This is a genomic window from Pseudenhygromyxa sp. WMMC2535, from assembly GCF_011083025.2.
In genome coordinates this window covers 4,505,203-4,522,565 of record NZ_JABJWV010000001.1, presented here as the reverse complement: position 1 = coordinate 4,522,565, position 17,363 = coordinate 4,505,203, and the positions used below count along the sequence as shown (strand labels likewise).

10 protein-coding genes are annotated in these 17,363 nt (G+C 71.6%); 6 read left to right on the top strand and 4 right to left on the bottom strand.

The genetic code is table 11. The features are described 5' to 3' along the window. Positions 1-62 precede the first annotated feature (62 nt). Both G6O69_RS17805 and G6O69_RS17800 read left to right on the top strand, forming a co-directional pair. Positions 63-1,241 (top strand): efflux RND transporter periplasmic adaptor subunit, encoded by a 1,179-nt coding sequence (locus G6O69_RS17805; RefSeq protein ID WP_172304697.1) that lies wholly within the window; start codon positions 63-65, stop codon positions 1,239-1,241. Next, on the top strand, positions 1,238-4,327 hold the full coding sequence (locus G6O69_RS17800) for an efflux RND transporter permease subunit (RefSeq protein ID WP_172304696.1): 3,090 nt from the start codon (positions 1,238-1,240) through the stop codon (positions 4,325-4,327). The genes G6O69_RS17805 and G6O69_RS17800 overlap by 4 nt, the downstream gene beginning before the upstream one ends. Positions 4,328-4,432: 105 nt before the next feature. Here the strand turns inward: G6O69_RS17800 and G6O69_RS17795 are convergent, their stop codons facing one another. Then, a complete protein-coding gene (locus G6O69_RS17795; RefSeq protein ID WP_176396925.1) occupies positions 4,433-5,053 on the bottom strand; it encodes a lysophospholipid acyltransferase family protein in 621 nt (206 codons plus the stop codon). A gap of 107 nt (positions 5,054-5,160) precedes the next feature. Next, positions 5,161-8,250, bottom strand: a complete 3,090-nt coding sequence (locus G6O69_RS17790; RefSeq protein ID WP_172304694.1) for a serine/threonine-protein kinase — start codon at positions 8,248-8,250, stop codon at positions 5,161-5,163. 192 nt (positions 8,251-8,442) lie between these two features. On the opposite strand from G6O69_RS17790, the gene G6O69_RS17785 reads away from it, so the two are divergent. The 4 genes from G6O69_RS17785 to G6O69_RS17770 all read left to right on the top strand — a co-directional run bounded on the left by G6O69_RS17785 (position 8,443) and on the right by G6O69_RS17770 (position 13,943). After that, entirely contained in the window at positions 8,443-10,053 is a 1,611-nt protein-coding gene (locus tag G6O69_RS17785; protein ID WP_172304693.1) for a GMC family oxidoreductase, read from the top strand. Positions 10,054-10,187: 134 nt separating this feature from the next. Continuing rightward, positions 10,188-10,928: a hypothetical protein gene (locus tag G6O69_RS17780; RefSeq protein ID WP_172304692.1), complete on the top strand. Its 741-nt coding sequence runs from the start codon at positions 10,188-10,190 to the stop codon at positions 10,926-10,928. Between the two features lie 61 nt (positions 10,929-10,989). Further along, positions 10,990-12,522 (top strand): ATP-binding protein, encoded by a 1,533-nt coding sequence (locus tag G6O69_RS17775; protein WP_172304691.1) that lies wholly within the window; start codon positions 10,990-10,992, stop codon positions 12,520-12,522. Further along, positions 12,519-13,943, top strand: a complete 1,425-nt coding sequence (locus tag G6O69_RS17770; protein ID WP_346017058.1) for a sigma-54 dependent transcriptional regulator — start codon at positions 12,519-12,521, stop codon at positions 13,941-13,943. The genes G6O69_RS17775 and G6O69_RS17770 overlap by 4 nt, the downstream gene beginning before the upstream one ends. Before the next feature lie 196 nt (positions 13,944-14,139). Here G6O69_RS17770 and G6O69_RS17765 read toward each other — a convergent pair whose 3' ends face one another. Beyond that, on the bottom strand, positions 14,140-15,990 hold the full coding sequence (locus G6O69_RS17765) for an RCC1 domain-containing protein (protein WP_176396924.1): 1,851 nt from the start codon (positions 15,988-15,990) through the stop codon (positions 14,140-14,142). A gap of 19 nt (positions 15,991-16,009) precedes the next feature. Then, on the bottom strand, positions 16,010-17,233 hold the full coding sequence (locus tag G6O69_RS17760) for a hypothetical protein (protein ID WP_172304689.1): 1,224 nt from the start codon (positions 17,231-17,233) through the stop codon (positions 16,010-16,012). Positions 17,234-17,363: the final 130 nt, after the last annotated feature.

Below are 17,363 nucleotides of genomic sequence, written 5' to 3'. Positions count from 1 at the left end.
GAATTGTTTCCCCAGTGGCCATGTGAATTGACGTGGCCCCTAGGGCCATGGGATCAAAAGCCATGACCACACGCCCGCGGGTCGGTGCCCTCGCGCCGCGAGTCAGTTTGGTCAGCTTGATCGCAACGCTGTCAGCCGCGGGTGCATGCGAGCGCGAAGAGGCGCTCCCGCCAGCGCCGAGCGCAGCGCTGAGCGTCGGGCACGGGGCGATCCGCGTCCAGGCTGCCCCCGCGCGCCTCGGTCAGCTCGAGCGCCAGATCACCGCGACCGGCCTGACCGTGGCCTGGCGTGACGCCAACCTGCGAGCGGAGGCCGGCGGGCAGGTCGTCGCCCTCGAGGTCGACAACGGAGACAGGGTCGAGGCCGGCGATCTCTTGCTGCGCGTCGACGGCTCCCGCCAGCGCATCGCGGTCTCGGGCGCCTCTGCCCGGGTCACGGCCCTCGAGCAGGACGTCGAGCTCGCGCGCACGGACTTCGAGCGCAAGCAAGCCCTCGCCACCAAGGGCAGCCTGCCCACGGCCCAGCTCGACGTCGCCCGGCTCAACCTCGAGCGTGCCGAGGCCGCCCTGCGAGGCGCGAACGCGGACCTCGGCTCGGCTCGGCGCGCGACCCGGGACACCCGGATCAGCGCGCCAATCGCGGGGCTCGTCACCAACCGGCACGCCGACCTCGGGGACACCATCGGCGCAGGCACGCCGCTGCTCGACATCGTCGACCTCTCGCGCGTCCGCGTGCACGTGGGCCTCGCGGGCGCCGAGATCGCCCGCCTCGATCGCGACGCGGACGTGCAGATCGTCATCGAAGATCTCGGCGGCCGCGAGCAGCTCGGGCGCATCGCCGCGGTCGCCCCGACGGCGGACCCCGTCACCGGCCTGTTCGACGTCGAGCTCCACCTCGACAACGCCGACGAGTCCGTCCGCGGGGGGATGGTTGCGAGCGTCTCCTTGCCGCTGCGCGGCGGCCCCGAGCGCGTGCTGGTCCCGCGCGCCGCCTTGACCCGCCGCGGGGGCAAGCTCGCCGTGTTCGTGCTCGAGCCCGACGAGCCCGACGGAGCCGGCAGCGAGACGGGCGAGCGCTTCCACGTCGCCCGGCTGCGCGAGGTCCGGGCCGGCGCCTACGGAGACGATCTCGTCGAGATCCTCGCGGGCGTCGAGGTCGGCGAGCAGGTCGCGACCACCACCCAGCACGCCCTCGCCGACGCCGTGCTCGTCGAGATCGACGCCCCCCCCACGGACCCATGATCCGCTTCTTCCTCCAGCGGCCCATGCTCGTCCACGTGATCACCATCGCGGTGCTCGCGATCGGCATCCTGGTGCTCTCCCGCAGCCAGCGCGAGGGCTTCCCGGCCGTGACCATCAACGAGGTGGTGATCACCACGGTGCTCCCCGGCGCCTCCCCCGACGACGTCGAGGCCCAGATCACCGTGCCCATCGAGGACGCGATCCGCGAGGTCGACGGGGTCGAGGAGACCAGCTCCACCTCCCAAGACGGGCTCTCGCAGATCGTGGTCTCGCTCTACGAGGACCTCGGGCCGCGCGAGGTCGAGGCCGCCGAGCGCGACCTGCAAAAGGCCGTCGACGCGATCACCGACTTCCCCGACGACCTCGACGCCCCCCCGGTGCTCACGCGCTTCAACCCGGCCAAGCGCCCGGTGATCGAGATCGGCCTGACCGGGCCGCCGGCGGCGCTGCGCGAGGCCACCGAGCTGCTGCGCCCGCGCATCGAGGAGCTCGGCGGCGTCGGCGAGGTCAGCGAGGTCGGCCTCGGCGACCGCGAGATCGAGGTGCTCCTCGACCCGGTCCGCGCCCGCGCCCAGCAGGTCACCCTCGACGAGGTCATGGCCGCGCTCCAGCGCCGCAACGTCGCCAGCACCGGCGGGCGACTGACGGCCTACCCGCTCCACCGCCAGGTCGTGCTCTCCGGCGAGTACCGCGACGTCGAGGAGATCCGCGAGTCGATCCTCCGCTTTCACCCCACCGGCGGCGCGCTGCGCCTGCGCGACGTGGCCATGGTCCGCGAGACCGTCGAGGACACCGGGCTGCGCGTCCACGCCGAGGGTGAGCCCGCGGTCAGCCTGATCGTCCGCAAGCGCGAGTCCGCCGACATCCTCGACACCGTCGACGCGATCTATGCGCTGATCGACGCGGCCGCGCTCCCCGAGGGCGTCCAAGCCCACATCTACAACGACGTCTCCCGCGAGACCCGCAACCGCCTCGACGTGGTCATCACCAACGGCGTCGGCGGCGTCGTCTTGGTGCTCGCGGTCCTGCTGATCTTCCTCTCGGCGCGCGTGTCCTTCTGGGTCGCCTTCGGCCTGCCCTTCGCCCTGCTCGGCGTCACCGCCCTGCTCCCGGCCCTGGGCATCTCGATCAACATGATCTCCCTGGCCGGCTTCGTGCTGGTCATCGGCATCGTCGTCGACGACGCGATCATCATCGCCGAGCGCATCGCCTTTCACCTCGAGGCCGGGCTCCCGCCCGTGGACGCCGCGGTGACCGGGACGCGCGAGATGGCCGTGCCGGTGATCGGCTCGTCACTGACGACGATCCTCGCGTTCTCGCCGCTGTTCTTGCTCGGCGGCCTGCCCGGCAAGTTCTCTTGGGCGATCCCCGCGATCGTGATCATGACCCTGGCGGTCTCGCTCTTCGAGTGCTTCTTCATCTTGCCGGGGCATATCGTCGGCAAGGGCGAGGGCGCCAAGACCCTCGACAAGCCCAAGGCCCGCTTCATGGTCGCGCTCGAGCGGGGCTATAGCGCGCTGCTGCGCAAGATCCTGCCCCGCGGCGGGCTGATCGCCCTGCTCTTCTTGCTGCTCTTCGTCGGCACCCTCCAGTACCTGCGCACCTCGATGCCCGTGGTGCTCTTCCCTCAGGACGACTCGGACACCTTCTACATCAAGGTCAACGCCCCCCTGGGCACGCCGATCGAGCGCACCGAGGCGATCGTCCGCGACCTCGAGCGCCAGCTCCCAGCGATCGTCGGCGAGGATCTCCAGGGCGTCACCGCCCGGGTCGGGCACCAGGAGATCCTCCAGCTCGAGCGCGAGATCGGGGCCGCCGAGCACGAAGCCCACGTCAGCGTCTATCTGCGCAACGAGCCCAGCTACTCGGCCCACGCGTGGATCTCTCGGGTCAAGCGAGAGCTCCAGGTTCCCGCGGCCGTCGAGGTGCTCTACGAGGCCAAGGTCATCGGCCCGCCCATGGGCAAGCCCGTCCAGGTCCACGTGTCGAGCAACGACGACGCTCAGCGCCGGCGGGTCAGCAACCAAGTCCGCGCCTACCTCGGCGGCCTGCCCGGGGTCGCCGAGCTCGAGAGCGACGCACGCCCGGGCATCCGCCAGATCGATCTGCGCCTCGACTATCGCCGCCTGGCCCTCGAGCAGGTCAGCGTCGACACGGTCTCGCGCACGGTCAAGGCCGCCTTCTTCGGGCTCCCGATCACCGAGCTGCGCGACCTCGACGAGCGCGTCGACATCCGCGTGCGCTTCGACCCGGCCGCCCGCGCCGACCTCGACATGCTCCTCGCCACCCCGGTGCGCGGCGAGGACGGCCGGCTCCACGCCCTGCGCGAGCTCGTCGAGCCCGTCGAGGTCGACGCCCTCGCCGCCCACCACCACCGCAACGGCGTGCGGACCACGACCTTGATGGGGATGGTCGAGCAGGGCTCCGGCGAGACCGCGACCTCGCTCGCCAAGCGCATCGAGGCCGAGCTGCTCCCGGAGTACCGCGCGCTCGAGCCCGGCCTGCGGGTGAGCATCGGCGGCGAGGCGACCAAGACCGGCGAGACCCTGGGCGAGATGCCCCTGGTCCTCGGCCTCGCGCTGCTCGGCATCATCATGGTCGTGATGCTGCTGACCGGCTCCCTGACCCAGGCCCTGTTCGTGGTCTCGGCCGTGCCCCTCGGGCTGATCGGCGTGGTCTGGGCCTACGCCACCCACGGCATCCCGATCTCGCTCTTCGCCCTGCTCGGGGTCACCGGCCTGTCGGGCGTGGTCGTCAACGACTCGATCGTGATGGTCACCTCGCTCAACCGCACCGGCCACGGCGAGGGCGGCGAGCTCCACGAGCTCGTCGACGAGATCGCAACCATCGCCGCCGAGCGCCTGCGCCCGGTGCTGCTGACCACGCTGACGACCGTGGCCGGGGTCATGCCCACGGCCTACGGCTTCGGTGGCGCCGACGCCATGCTCTCGCCGATGTCCTTGGCCATGGGCTACGGGCTGATCTTCGCGACCTCGATCACCTTGCTGCTGGTGCCCTCGCTCTACCTGATCCGCCGCAAGGGCGAGCGCCGGCGGGCGCGCCGACGAGCCGCCCGCGAGGGCTGAGCGCCGTGCTCAGAGTCTGTGAATTTTTCCCGCACGTCGTCAGGTGCGTCGCTGGGCCCCGAGGCTCAGTCTTCGGAGCCGTCGAGCGCGGCCGGGCGGCCGGGCTCACTCCCCCGCAGCGAGGGGCAGCGAGCGAGCGTTGGCGTCCTCGAGGCCGTCTTCGACCTTCAAGCGCACCGGCCCGAAGAGCTCCGGGTAGCGGCCGCTCTTGTCGCCGTAAAACGCCCGGATCTGGTCCATGTCGGCCTTCACGTCGCCCGTCGGCCACAGCAGCGGGCCGTAGCCGCCGCGCTTGTTCCCGAAGTCCAAAAAGCCCATCAAGATCGGCACCTTGGCCGCCAGGGCGATGTAGTAGAAGCCCGACTTCCAGTAGTCGCGGTAGCCGCGGGTGCCCTCTGGAGGAACCGCCAGGACCATGCGCTCACGCCGCGAGAACTCCTCGGCGACCTGCGCGACCAGACCCTGGGGCGCCCGGCGATCCACCGGCACCCCGCCCAGGGCGAGGAACAGGCGCTTGCCGAAGCCACGAAAGAGCGTGTGCTTGCCCATCCACGACAGCGGGATGTCGAACACCCACGCGAAGGCCAGCATGTGGAAGAGATCCCAATTGCTGGTGTGGGGCGCGGCGATCAGCACGTACTTGGGGACTTCGGGGCGCTCGCCTTCCCAGCGCCAGCCGATCAGCCGCAGATAGCCCTTGCCCAGGAACCGCTTGAGGCGCTTCACCAAGGCCGAGCCTACGCGGGATGCGAGCCGCGCACTGTCATCGTTTCGTCGCAGAGCCCCGCGCGCCTGCGCGCGTTCACCGAGCTTCACCCATTCGCCGACACGGGTCAGGGTCGCGAGCGGCGCAGCAGCACACGCAGCCGGCTGGCCGGTGGTTCCTTCACCCCCGCCCCGCTGGCGCTGAGCTCGAGGGTCACGCTGCGACCGCGCAAGGCCGCGATGATCGCCTCGGCGCGCTGCTTGCCGAGGGTCCGGGCGGCCTTGCTCTTGTCCTCGCCGAAGCCGACGACCTCGACCTCGATGCGCCCCGCGTCGAAGCGAGCGAGGCGATCTCCGAGCTGTTCGAGGGCCGCCTGGGCCTCGGGATGCAGCGCCGCGTCGATGAACCAAGACCCGGCCGCGTCGCCGCCCTCGGGCAGGCGAAGCTCCCCCAGCGGGCCGCCCTGCGCGAGCGTCGGCGCGCCCTCGCTGCACGCCTCGAGGGATCCGGGCCCGCCCTCCCCCGCGTCGGGGTCCTGCGCGCCGAGGGTCTCGAGCGCGGTCAGGGTCGCCGAGGCGTAGACGAAGTCGCTGACCACGGGGGCCTGCGCCGCCGCGTCGCCGTCGAGGATCCCTGCCCGGCTCGCGGTCGACCACGCGCTGGCGAGGGCCTGATCCAGGAGCGAGGAGCGCCCGCCCGTGGCCACGAACCACGGCCGCGCGCCGGCGGCGTCGAGGAAGCAGCGGCCCGCGACCATGCGCTCGGCCGCCTCGGCCTCGACCCCAAAGCGCCGGATCACGCTCGCGCGCAGGGCCTGGCCGTCGCCTCCCTTTTGATGGGCCCTGACCCCGCGATAGTAGGAAGTCACGATCTCGGTGACGAGCTCGGGATCTCGATCGATGAGCGCGTTGCTGGCCACGAGCACGCCGATGATCGTCTTTGGCAGATCCGCGCTGCTCGCGACCACGCGCATGCCCGCGGCCTCCGCTCGCCCCAGCCAGGGCTCGGGCAGCACCGCCCCGACGACCCCGTTGCCCTCGGCCGAGACCGCCGCCCACGCCGCCGCGGCGTCGACGAAGCTCGCGTCGAATTTCAGGCGCGGGGGCGGGCCTTCGTCCTCGTCGCCGAGGGCAGCGAGCAGCTCGCGCAGCTCGAGGCCGAAGCGCTCGTCGGGCCCCTCGGCCATCGCCAAGCGCGGCTGCGAGGCGAAGGACTCGGCGTGCTCCGGCAGGTAGGCGGGGAGCAGCTCGAGGGCGTCGAGGCCCCCGTACTCCGCGCTGTCGAGGACCAGGCCGTCGCCGCCCGCCGAGAGCTCGACCAGGGCGACGATCTTCCCGGGCGGGCGCGCACGCAGGACCTGATCGAGGGTGGTGAACGCGAGCTCGGCCTCGCCAGCGGCCAGGGCCTCCAGGGCCGCGCCGCCGGGGGCGTCCTCGCCTTGATAGTCGACGCCCCGCTCGCGCAGCCCCGGTAGCTCGTCCGCCAGCAGCCCCTCCGCGACCAGGCCACCGCCCACGATCCTCGCCCCGTCCACGACCTGCTCGCCGCCATCGCTCGCGCCCCCGTCGAGCAGGCCGCCCAGGCTCTCGCTGAGGTTCTCGCTCAGCGCCTCGCCGTCGATCAGCCCGAGGGCCGAGGCGCCGAACAAGCCCCCCACGCCCAGGCCAGCGATCACCCCGAGGGCGAGCAGCGCTCGCAGCAATGGACGCCGGCGCCGAGGTGGTGGCTGGCCGTGATCACCCAGCGTGGGGCGCGGGCCCGTCGGCGCCCGCTGACCCGCGCTCGGCCGCGCCGCGCCGCGCCCTGCCTGGCCCACGCCCGGCCGCGGATAGTCGTCGACGTCGAGCTCCAGGCCGCTCCCGCGTCCCCGCGCGCCCCCTCGATCGCCGAGCTCGAGCTCGAGGGCCCCCGTGTCCACCGGCGCCTGGACCTTCGCCGGCGGTTCGAACTCGGACTGGAGCTCGAGCCGCTCGCCGCCTGTCGCCTGCTCGTGGCCGCGGCTGGGCTCGCGCGCCTCGGCGCCCGGTCGCGGCCCACGCGAGCCCACCCCGGTCCCCGCGAAGCCGCCCTCCGCGGGCAGCGGCGCGTCGCCTCGCGCCGGCGGATCGGGCACCGGCTCGAAGTTCACCCCCGCCCCGAGGCCGATGTCGTCGAGGCCCAGGCCCGCGCCGATCTCGTTGATCGGATCGAGCAGGTCCGACTCGAGGGCGATGGCGTCGTCGCTCTGCAAGAACGTGTCCTGGCGACCGAGGTGATCCGAGGCCTCCTCGGTGTCGAGGAAATTCTCGAGCGGCGCCTCGGCCCACTCGTTGGGCCCGCGCAGGCGCTTGACGAGCTCGGCCGCGGCCAGCGAGGCGTTGCGGTACTCGGGCCACGCGTAGACCATCTCGAGGGCCTCGCGGGCGCTGGCGATGCGCCGCCGGGCGTCGGGCTGGAGCAGCCCGCGGCGCACGGCCTCGAGGCCCGGCGGGATGCTCTGGGGGCGCAGCGGGGTCGGGACCACGCCCTCCATGACCATGCCCAGCAAGGTCGCGTCCTCGACGTTCTCGCCGCGGAACACCTCGCCGTCGAAGAGCTCCTGCATGATCGCCCCGACGGCGAAGAGGTCGACCCCCGGCGAGCGCGACTCACCGCGCAGCTGCTCCGGCGGCATGTAGCGGATCTTGCCTTTGACGTGGGTCCCCGAGGTGTCCTCGCTCGACAGCCGCGCGACCCCGAAGTCGGCGAGCTTGACCTCCCCCGAGGCCGAGAGCATCACGTTGTGCGGGGAGATGTCGCGGTGGACCAGGCAGGTCGCGAAGCCGCGGGCGTCGACGAGCTCGTGGGCGTAGCTCAGGGCCTGGAGCAGCTCGGCGACGATATAGGCGATCAGCGCCGTCGGCATGGTCTGCCCGAGCTCGCGCATGCGCTTGAACAAGCGCGAGAGGTCCTCGCCGTCGACGTACTCCATGGCGATGTAGGCCTCGCCCTCGTGCTCGCCAGCGTCGAACACGTGCACGATGTTCGAGTGGCTGAGCATCATCGACAGCCGGGCCTCCTCGGCCAGGCTCCGGCGGTAGCGCTCCTCCCGGGCCAGGCGCCGAGGCACGCGCTTGAGCGCCAGCGTTCGCGAGACCCCGGCGTCCTCGCGCCGGGCCAGCCAGACCTCGCCCATGCCGCCAGAGCCGATCTGTCGCAGGAGCTGGTAGGGGCCAAAGCGCATGAAAGACGCGCCCACTCGCGGGCTGCGTCAGTGTACACGCAGCGGCCCGGTTTTTGATCCTGGTGCGCGCTTCACAGCCTCGAAGGCCGCAAACACCAGCGCGCTGGCTGCTGGCAGGCGCCGGGGGGTGGCACCCGCCAACACCCGCGGCGCTGTGATCCATGTGCCTGGACCCCGCGCGCCTCGGCTCTTCATCATCGCCGCGCCATGAGCGAGGCGTCATTCGAACACGAGGTCGACTACATCGTCGTTGGCGGGGGCTCGGCGGGCTGCATCGTCGCCGCCCGCCTCGCGAGCGAGAGCGCGGCCAGCGTGCTGCTCCTCGAGTTCGGCGAGCACGGCGAGGACAACCCCGAGACGCTGATCGTCGACGGCTACAAGCAGGCCTTCATCAACGACCGGGTGATGTGGCCCAAGAACTCCACCCCGCAGCCGGGCTGCCTCGGCAAGTCGCTGTTCGTGGGCTCGGGCCGCGGCCTGGGCGGGAGCGGGGCGATCAACGCCATGGTCTACCTGCGCAGCTCCGTGGCCGACTTCGCGGACTGGGGCGTGGACGCGTGGCGCTGGTCCGAGGTCGTCGGCGACTACGAGGGCATGGAGCGGGTCTTGGATCCCCACCGCCGCCCGCCCACGGCCTTCACCGACGCCTGCGTGGCCGCGGCCGAGCAGGCCGGCTTTCGCCACGAAGAAGATCTCAACGCCGGCGACCTCGACGGCGTCCTCGGCCACGAGTGGATGAACTACCGCGGCGAGGAGCGGCGCAGCTCCTACGTCGCGTTCTTGAAGCCCGCCCTCGATCGCCCAAACCTCCGGGTCGAGACCGAGGCCCGCGCGCGGCGGGTGATCTTCGCTGGTGATCGCCGGGCGATCGGCGTCGAGTACGAACGCCGCGGCCAGGTCGTCCGCGTCCGCGCCCGCCGCGAGGTGATCCTCTGCGCCGGCGCGGTCGAGAGCGCCAAGCTGCTCAAGCTCTCGGGCCTCGGCCCCGCCGCCGAGCTGCGTCGCCACGGCCTGCCCGTGGTCCGCGACAGCCCCGAGATCGGCGAGAACTTCCAGGATCACCCCAACATCGCGCTCTTCTATCTCGGCCGCAACGAGGTCGACGCCAAGTACCCGCAGCTCTACGGCTTCCACCGCGCCAACACCGAGAGCGAGCTCCCGCCCGGGCAGCCCGACACCTGCTACGTGTTCTACCCGGCGCGCTCGAGCCTGCGCGAGATGGTCATGCGCATGCTGCCGACCATGATCCTCCCGGCCCAGCTGCGCGACCGAAGCCCGCTGCCCGAGGGCATCCGCGGCGCCGTCTCGCTGGCCTTCCGCAGCCGCCAGCTCCAGCGCCTCGTCGAGCGCATCTATGGGATGATCGTGATCCTCGGCAAGCCCAAGAGCCGCGGCCAGGTGACCCTGGGCGGGCCGCGGCCGAGCGACGATCCGCGCATCGACCCGGCCTACTTCAGCGACCCCGAGGACCTCGAGACCCTCGTCCGCGGCATCGAGCTCGCGCGTCGGGTCACCGGCGCCCCGGCCCTGCGCGCGTGGGGCAGCCGCGAGCTCCTGCCTGGCCGAGCGCTGCGCTCGCGCCGGGTGCTCGAGGGCTTCATCCGCGCCAACGCCATGACCACCTACCACTTCGCCGGGACCGCGCGCATGGGCGAAGACGCGAGCAGCGTGGTCGACCCGCAGCTGAAGGTCCGCGGCGTCGAGGGCCTGCGGGTCGCCGACGCCTCGGTGATCCCCGCCGTCCCGGTCTCGGCTCTCAACGCGCCGAGCATGCTGATCGGCTACCGGGCCGCGAGCATGATCCTCGGCGAGGACTGAGCGCGGCCCTGCGGGGGCTGCAGGCCCGGCACCTCCGTGCGGAAAACGCAGCCCCCGAGCGCCGTCCCCCATCGACATCCATCGAAGATCATTGAAATTTCGGGGCGGAATGATCCGTGCTTGGTGGCTACACCATGACGCGAACACTGCCCCTGGCCGCCCTCGCGCTGGCCGTCCTCGCCGCCGCAGGCTGCGATCCTGCCCTCGATGACTCGGACCTGCGTGACATCGAGGAACACGACCCCCTCGCCGACATGGAGCCTCCGGGCCCGATGCACCCCGACGCGCGCAGGCCTCCGCCCCTCGCCCACGTCCTCGAGGTCGCCGAGGCGCAGCTCGAGCTCGACGCTGCCCAGGGCGAGCTGATCGCCGAGCTGCGCGCGCAGCTCGAGGACCCGCAGACCGCCGCCGCTGCTGCCACCGCCGCCCTCGCCAGCGAGCTGCGCGAGGCCGTCGCCGCGGGCAGCCTCGATCCTGCACAGCACGAGCTCGCCGCCGCCAACCTCGACGCGGCCACGCACGAGCTCGCCGCCGTGGCGCGGCCGGGGCACGAGGCGCTGCTCGCTGCCTTGCGCCCGGACCAGGCCCGCGCGCTCCATGAGGCTCTGGCCGAGTCCGAGCCGGGCTGCAACGAGGGCGCCCCGCTCCCTCCCGGCGCCCTGCTCCCGCGGCCCAAGGCGCTCTTTCACGCCCTCGCGCTCAGCCCCCAGCAGCGCGAGCAGCTCGCCGAGGCGATCGCGGCCCCTCGCCACGCGCCCCCGCCTCCGCCCAGCGCGAGCGCGCAGGTCGATCTCGTCGCCAGCTTGCTCCCGCTCCTCGACGCCAGCCAGCGCGCGCTGTTGATCGAGCTGCTCTCGCCTCGGCAGCTCGGTTGAGCGCTCGCCTGTCACTAGTGCGGGGAACCGGGCAGCACCAAGCCCCCGCGAGCCGAGTAACATGACCCCGACCTTGCTGCTCTCGCCCAAGCTCGAGCCTCGGCTTCGTTCGCAGCGCCTGCGCGTCGGCTTCGTGCTGGCCGGCGTGACCATGGCCGCGATCATGCTGGCGACGACGATCTCGATCTGGGCCGGCGCCCGCGAGCTGTCCCAGACCGTGACCGCCGGCCAGGCGGCGCTGTTTCAGTCCACGCTCATCCGCGCCCTCGAGCTCGACACCAACCCGAACCCGCTGCTCGGCCCGCCCCCGCTCCCGAGCGCCCGCGAGCTCGAGCGCGCCAGCGAGGGCCTCGATGAGCTCGGCCTCGTCCACGTCGGCATCTATGGCCCGGGTCAACTCGTGGCCGGCTTCGGGGACTCGAGCGCGGCCCTGGATCCGCGCTTCATCCACGAGCTCATCCGCGCGCGCGTGCTCGAGCGCAGCGTCGACGGGCGAACCACCACGTGGACCGCCTTTCCCCTGCCCCGCCTGGGCGTGATCGATCCTCTCGCGGACGGCCAGTCGCCCCCCGAAGGTGCGCAGCTTCCCCCAGACGGCAGCCAGCCCCTCTCCGACGGCGCCCGGCCGCTCCCCGACGGCGTCCGGCCACCTCCCGGGGCCGGCCGTCCGCCCCGCGGCGAGGGCCCGCCCCCCGCGGGCCGGCTCCCCGCGGGGACGCCCCCAGACGGCGCCCTCCCAGACGGCACGGCTCCGCCCCCCGGCGCGCCGCGCTTCCACATGGTGGTCGAGTTCGAGCCGCTGCGCGCCCAGGCCCTGCGCGTCCAGGCCAACCGCACCCTCGCCGTGGGCATCGTCGGCGCGCTGCTCATGGTCCTCGCCTCCCTGGTGTTCTGGCGGCTCTCGCTCCGGGTCGAACGCAACGAGCGACGCATGATCCAGCAGCGCCAGCTCGCCACCCTCGGCGAGATGTCGGCCGTGCTCGCCCACGAGCTGCGCAACCCCCTGGCCTCGCTCAAGGGCCACGCCCAGCTGCTCGAAGAGCGCCTCGAGGGATCCGAGGTCGACGCGCGCACGCGCAAGAAGGCCAGCCGCGTGGTCTCCGAGGCCCGGCGCATCGAGGTCCTCAGCCAGGATCTCCTGGCCTTCGTCCGCGCCGGCGAGCTCGCCCGCGAGGACAGGGATCCCCGCCGCGTCGTCGAGGCCGCGCTCGCGGATCTCGACATCGCCCGCGTCGACCTCGACTGCGCCCGCGCGCCATCGAGCTGGTCCCTCGACCCCGTGCGCATGCAGCAGGTCCTGACCAACCTCGTCGACAACGCCCTCCAGGCCAACGAAGACCCCCAGGCCCGCGTCGAGCTCCGGGTGTTCGCGGCCAAGCGGCGCTGCGTGTTCGAGGTCCGAGATCACGGCCCCGGCGTGCCCCCCGACGCCCGCGAGGCGATCTTCGAGCCCTTCCACACCACCCGCGTGCGCGGAACCGGCCTCGGTCTGGCCATGGCCAGGCGCATCGTCGAGCTCCATGGCGGTACGATCCGCGTCGACGACCACCCCGAGGGCGGCGCCCGCTTCGTGGTCGAGATCCCCCGGGCGTGAACGAGGAGCGCAGCGCGAACATGGCCAAGATCCTGGTGACCGACGACGAAGAGGGCATCCGCGAGTTCATCGCCGAGGTCCTCGAGGACGAGGGCTACGAGGTCGACATGGCCGCCGACGGCCTCGAGGCGCAGACCAAGCTCGAGCGCGCCGCCTACCAGCTGCTGCTCAGCGACATCAAGATGCCGCGCCTCGACGGCATGAGCCTGGTCCGCTGGGCGCGGGAGCACCAGCCCGAGCTCGAGATCGTCATGCTCACCGCCCACGGCTCGGTGACCAGCGCCGTCGCGGCCATGAAGCTCGGCGTGTTCGACTACCTGCAAAAGCCCCTCGACAGCCCCGCCGAGCTGCGCCTGCTGGTCGAGCGCGCCCTCGAACGCCAGCGCCTGCGAGCCCTGCAAGAGGCGGTCGTCCGCGACGCCGAGCCCGAGCAGCCGCTGAGCTACGGCGCCCCGACCATGGCCCCCGTCATCGCCGCCCTGCAAAAGGTCGCGGTCACCGACGCCACCGTCTTGCTCGCCGGCGAGAGCGGCACCGGCAAGGAAGTCAGCGCCCGCGCCGTGCACCAGTGGAGCCGCCGCGCCGGCGGCCCCTTCATTGCGATCAACTGCGCCGCGCTCTCGGCCAGCCTGCTCGAGAGCGAGCTCTTCGGCCACGAAAAGGGCGCCTTCACCGGCGCGGGCGCCCGCCGCCGCGGTCGCATCGAGCTCGCCGCCGGCGGGACCTTCTTCCTCGACGAGGTCGGCGAGCTCGACCCGGAGCTCCAGGCCAAGCTGCTGCGCGTGCTGCAAGAGCGAGAGTTCGAGCGCGTCGGCGGCAACCAGACCATCCGCGCCGACGTCCGCTGGATCGCCGCGACCAACCGCGACCTCGAGCAGATGATCGCCGCGGGCCGCTTCCGCGAGGACCTCTACCACCGCCTGTGCGTGTTCCCGGTCCACCTCCCGCCGCTGCGCGAGCGTCGCGAGGACATCGTCCCCCTCGCCGAGCGCCTGCTCGTGCGCGTCGCCGCCGATCTCGGCCGCCCCGACATGCGCCTGGGCGCGGACGCCCGCCCGGCCCTCGAGCGCGCGCCCTGGTCGGGCAACGTCCGCGAGCTCGCCAACACCCTCGAGCGCGCGGCGATCCTCGCCGACGGCGACGAGATCACCGCCGACCTGCTCTTCGCCATGCCCGGCCGCGGCCGGGTCTCCCCGACCGGCACGGGCTCCGCCGGCACGGGCTCCGCCAGCACGGGCTCCACCAGCCCAGTCACCCCCGACGACGTCCAGACCCTCGCCGACCTCGAGCGCAAAGCGATCCTCGCCGCCCTCGAGCGCCACGAGGGCAACCGTCGCAAGGCCGCCGAGGACCTCGGCATCGGGCTGCGCACGCTCTACGACAAGCTCAAGCGCTACGAGATCAACAGCGCGAGCGGCTGAGCCAGACAAGAGCCGCCCAATCTCCCCTCCCGTATTCGGGCCTCTCCAGCTCTGGTCTTGCCCCGAAATTTCGGACGCCTGGTTTCATGCGGCCTGACTCACCGCGAGCGCCTCACAGTAGTCCCGCTCGTACGACAGGTGTTCTTCTCGGCCTCGAGGCGCTCACGGACACGCAGGGGCTCGCCCCCGCCGGTCATCACCGGTAGCGCTCGCCGTCAAAGGTCCAGCGCCGCTTCACGCTCCCCGCCTCGCAGGCGGCCCGAACACCGCCGCAGTCGGTGGTCGTCTCGGTCTCGATGACCTTTGGAAGATCCCCGCTGAGGCTCACTACCCCGGAAAGCGTCGGCTCCGGCTCGCTCCCGGTGGCGCTCTGGTAGAGCGTGAAGGGACCAAAGACGTCGGTGAGGGCATCGCCGCGCAGCTCGACGTATCGCAGGATATAGCCGCTCTCGTGCAGCTCGTTCGACTCGCCGCCGCCCTCGATGACCTCGATGGCTACGCGACCCGGCGCGCTCAATTCGACGAAGCCAAGGGTCTGCGGACCGACAAAATCGGGACGCGCAGGCCACGGCTCTGCAGGCCGTCGTTCCATGGCCTGAGTAATCGAGAGGCTCTCGTCGAGGGGGCACCAGCGCCCTGACTCGTCAGCGCGTAGAACCATCACAGCGATCCTTTCTTCGCTGCCCGTGGTCAGCCGAATCTCCACCACGCGCTCGCTCGGCTCTGCGCCGTCGAGCTCGACCTCGTGGATCTCGACGGCCTCCGCTGCGAGTGGGCGCGCGCTCGACTTCCGCCACATGAACCACCGCCGCGAGAAGCCGAGCTCGTGGAGCAGCTCGCTGGTCGCCGCGCCGGCCTCCGCGGACTGGATCGCCGAGCTCCACTCAGAGAGGTCGAGCTCGGTGCAGCCCCTCTTTGCGGCGAGCCTGGGGAGGTCTTCTGGCACCTCGCCCCAACAGCGCAGCTCGCCCTCGAGCATCACGGCGCAACCGTAGCCGTGAAAGAGAGCGAAGCCGAGGGCGCCGTCGAGCCCGGCGATCGCCCTCGGCGTCGGGGAAGCGGGCTCCCAGGGCGGGCGCCCGAGGACGCCGGTGTCGTCCTCGCCCCAGCACCAGACCTCCCCCTCGGCCGTCATCGCACAGGCCCCCGACTTCGTGCAGGCGAGCTGGCGAGCCGGCGGCAGCTCGACCTTCTGAGGATCGCTGTGTCGATCGCGGTCACCAAGACCGAGCTGACCGCGATCGTTCTCGCCCCCGCAGATCACCTCGTCGCCGACGAGCGCGCAGAAGTACCCACGTTGCTCGCAAAAGCTGGTGACTCCCTCGAGGCTACCCTGCTCACACTCGAGGACTCCCTGGCGTGTCCTGCTACAGCCCCCGGCCCGCGAAATCTCGACGATCTCCCCCTCGCGCTCGTCCTCGTCGAAGCGCAGCTCCCCATCGTCGACGAGCGATGCCTCCCCACGTCGGCCTCCGCTCGCCACGACCAAAAACAGGCCGTTGAGCTCGAAGTCGTCGATCGCTTCGTAGCTGTAGCTGGGCTGCTTTCGATAGTAGCACTGCAGGCGTCGATCCGCGTGGAGTACGCAGAGCATCGTGCGCCAGTGGCCGCTCGCTGTGACCACGTCGCTCTCGCCCGCCAGCGGATGCGTGGCATCGGGGCACTGCCAGGGCTGCTCGCCGATTCGCGCGCAGGGCCCGGACGCCAGCGACCCATCGCCCGGTTTGGGACCCGTCGCCTCGCTGGGGGGGGCGCCCTGCTCTTCGCGCGCCCGCGCCTCGCCCTCCACGGGGGGCGAGGGAGCGCGAGTGCAGGCGGTGAGCAGAGCTGTGGCGATCAACGCGCGCGCGTGCATGGGCAGAGGGTAACCCCGACTGGCGCGCTCGCGGATCCGCAAGGCCAAGCAGGAGCTGCGCTGCGTCCTCGACGAGCTGACGCGGACGCGGACGCAGACCCAGCTCGACAGCGTCATCCAGGGCCTCGAGACCTGGGCCGCCCAGCTCCGCGTCGCCTGGCAAGGCGAAGAGAGCTGACGCGAGCGCCCCACGGCTCGGGCCTGCCTCCGCTCAGCTGCGGCCGAGCTGCTCGCGCAGCTTGGCGTAGACGCCGTGATAGTCGCCCGTGAACTCGAACGCGGGGTTGAGCGACTCGGCGCGCCAAACCTGCCGGCCATCGACATGCAGTGAGGCACAGATCGACCCTGCGCAACCGTGATCGAGGATCTTGCCGACCTCGAAGCTCTTGTCCTCGATCCCGTAGACGACGAGCGACTCGGACGCACGCGCGCCGACGCAGTCGAACACCAGCCGATTGCCCCGCGCGTCCGATGCTTCGGCGTGGATCTCCCGGACGCCGTCGACCTCGGTGAAGGTGAAGTCGTGAAGCGTTCCGAAGTGGCCAGGGCTAAACGAGTAGAACGCGTCGTCGAGCTGGAGCCCGAAGCTCCAGCCGGCGCCGGGCATCTTGCCTTTTTCGTAGACGATCCCGAACACGAGCGAGGCCCTGACCGAGGGCTCGCTCCACTGCTGGCAGCCGCCCCAGATCCACGAGCTCGGGAAGCCGGTGCCGTGGTAGCGCTCCATGTAGGCGCGATGGGTCACCGGATGGAAGTCGACCCGGCCCATCGGTCCCCTCCAGTAGCCGCTGACGCTCGCGTTGGAGATCAGAATGTCGGGGAAGAAGGTGTTGAAGGGGATCAGGGTCATCAGGCCCATGATCGACTGCTGAAACCAGTTGTAGGGGTGATTGGGACCCTTGTCGGCGTAGGTCGCCGAGACCTCGAGCAGCTCGGGCACACCGCCGAGCGCGTCGAGCCTCGCGTCGTTGCTGTGGTCACCAAGCTCTCGACCCCAGTAGCGCGTGCGCGGCAACCTGAGCTCGAGACCCTCGCTCGTAAACGAGTTACCGCCAATCTCGATCGCAAACTCGAGCCCCTCGCCTTGCGCGGTCGGGATCCGGACCTCGGACAGCTCATAGCGATAGTAGAAGATCACCATCGCCGCGTAGTCGAGCACGAGGATATACGCGCCCTCATTGTTGCGATGCTTGCCGCCAGACTTGCGAATCAGGAACGCGACGTCGAGGCTCTGGCCGGAGCTCGGCGCGCTGATCGTCACGTACCAATCGTCCTGGCACTGTTGGTCCCGGCGCTTGCGCTGAAACGAGGGCCGACCGGGCACGAAGCGCGGGTGGGTGGAGTGTTTGGCCGGATCGACGAACGCGAGCACCGCGAGGGTCCCGAGCACGATCGGCGCGCACAGCCACGGGACACCTGCAACGAGCGCTGCCACGACCGAGGCCGTGCTCAGACCGAGAACGACAAATAGAGGGTGCACAGGCCACCAGCGTCGAGGGTCCCAGACATCACCACAACGGGCGCGCGGGCGGGTCTGACCCCAACCGCGTCGCCGTGCCACTCCG

Coding starts and splice junctions, on each gene's coding strand:
- G6O69_RS17805 (WP_172304697.1), top strand. CDS start 63: ATGACCACACGCCCGCGGGTCGGTGCCCTCGCGCCGCGAGTCAGTTTG.
- G6O69_RS17800 (WP_172304696.1), top strand. CDS start 1,238: ATGATCCGCTTCTTCCTCCAGCGGCCCATGCTCGTCCACGTGATCACC.
- G6O69_RS17785 (WP_172304693.1), top strand. CDS start 8,443: ATGAGCGAGGCGTCATTCGAACACGAGGTCGACTACATCGTCGTTGGC.
- G6O69_RS17780 (WP_172304692.1), top strand. CDS start 10,188: ATGACGCGAACACTGCCCCTGGCCGCCCTCGCGCTGGCCGTCCTCGCC.
- G6O69_RS17775 (WP_172304691.1), top strand. CDS start 10,990: ATGACCCCGACCTTGCTGCTCTCGCCCAAGCTCGAGCCTCGGCTTCGT.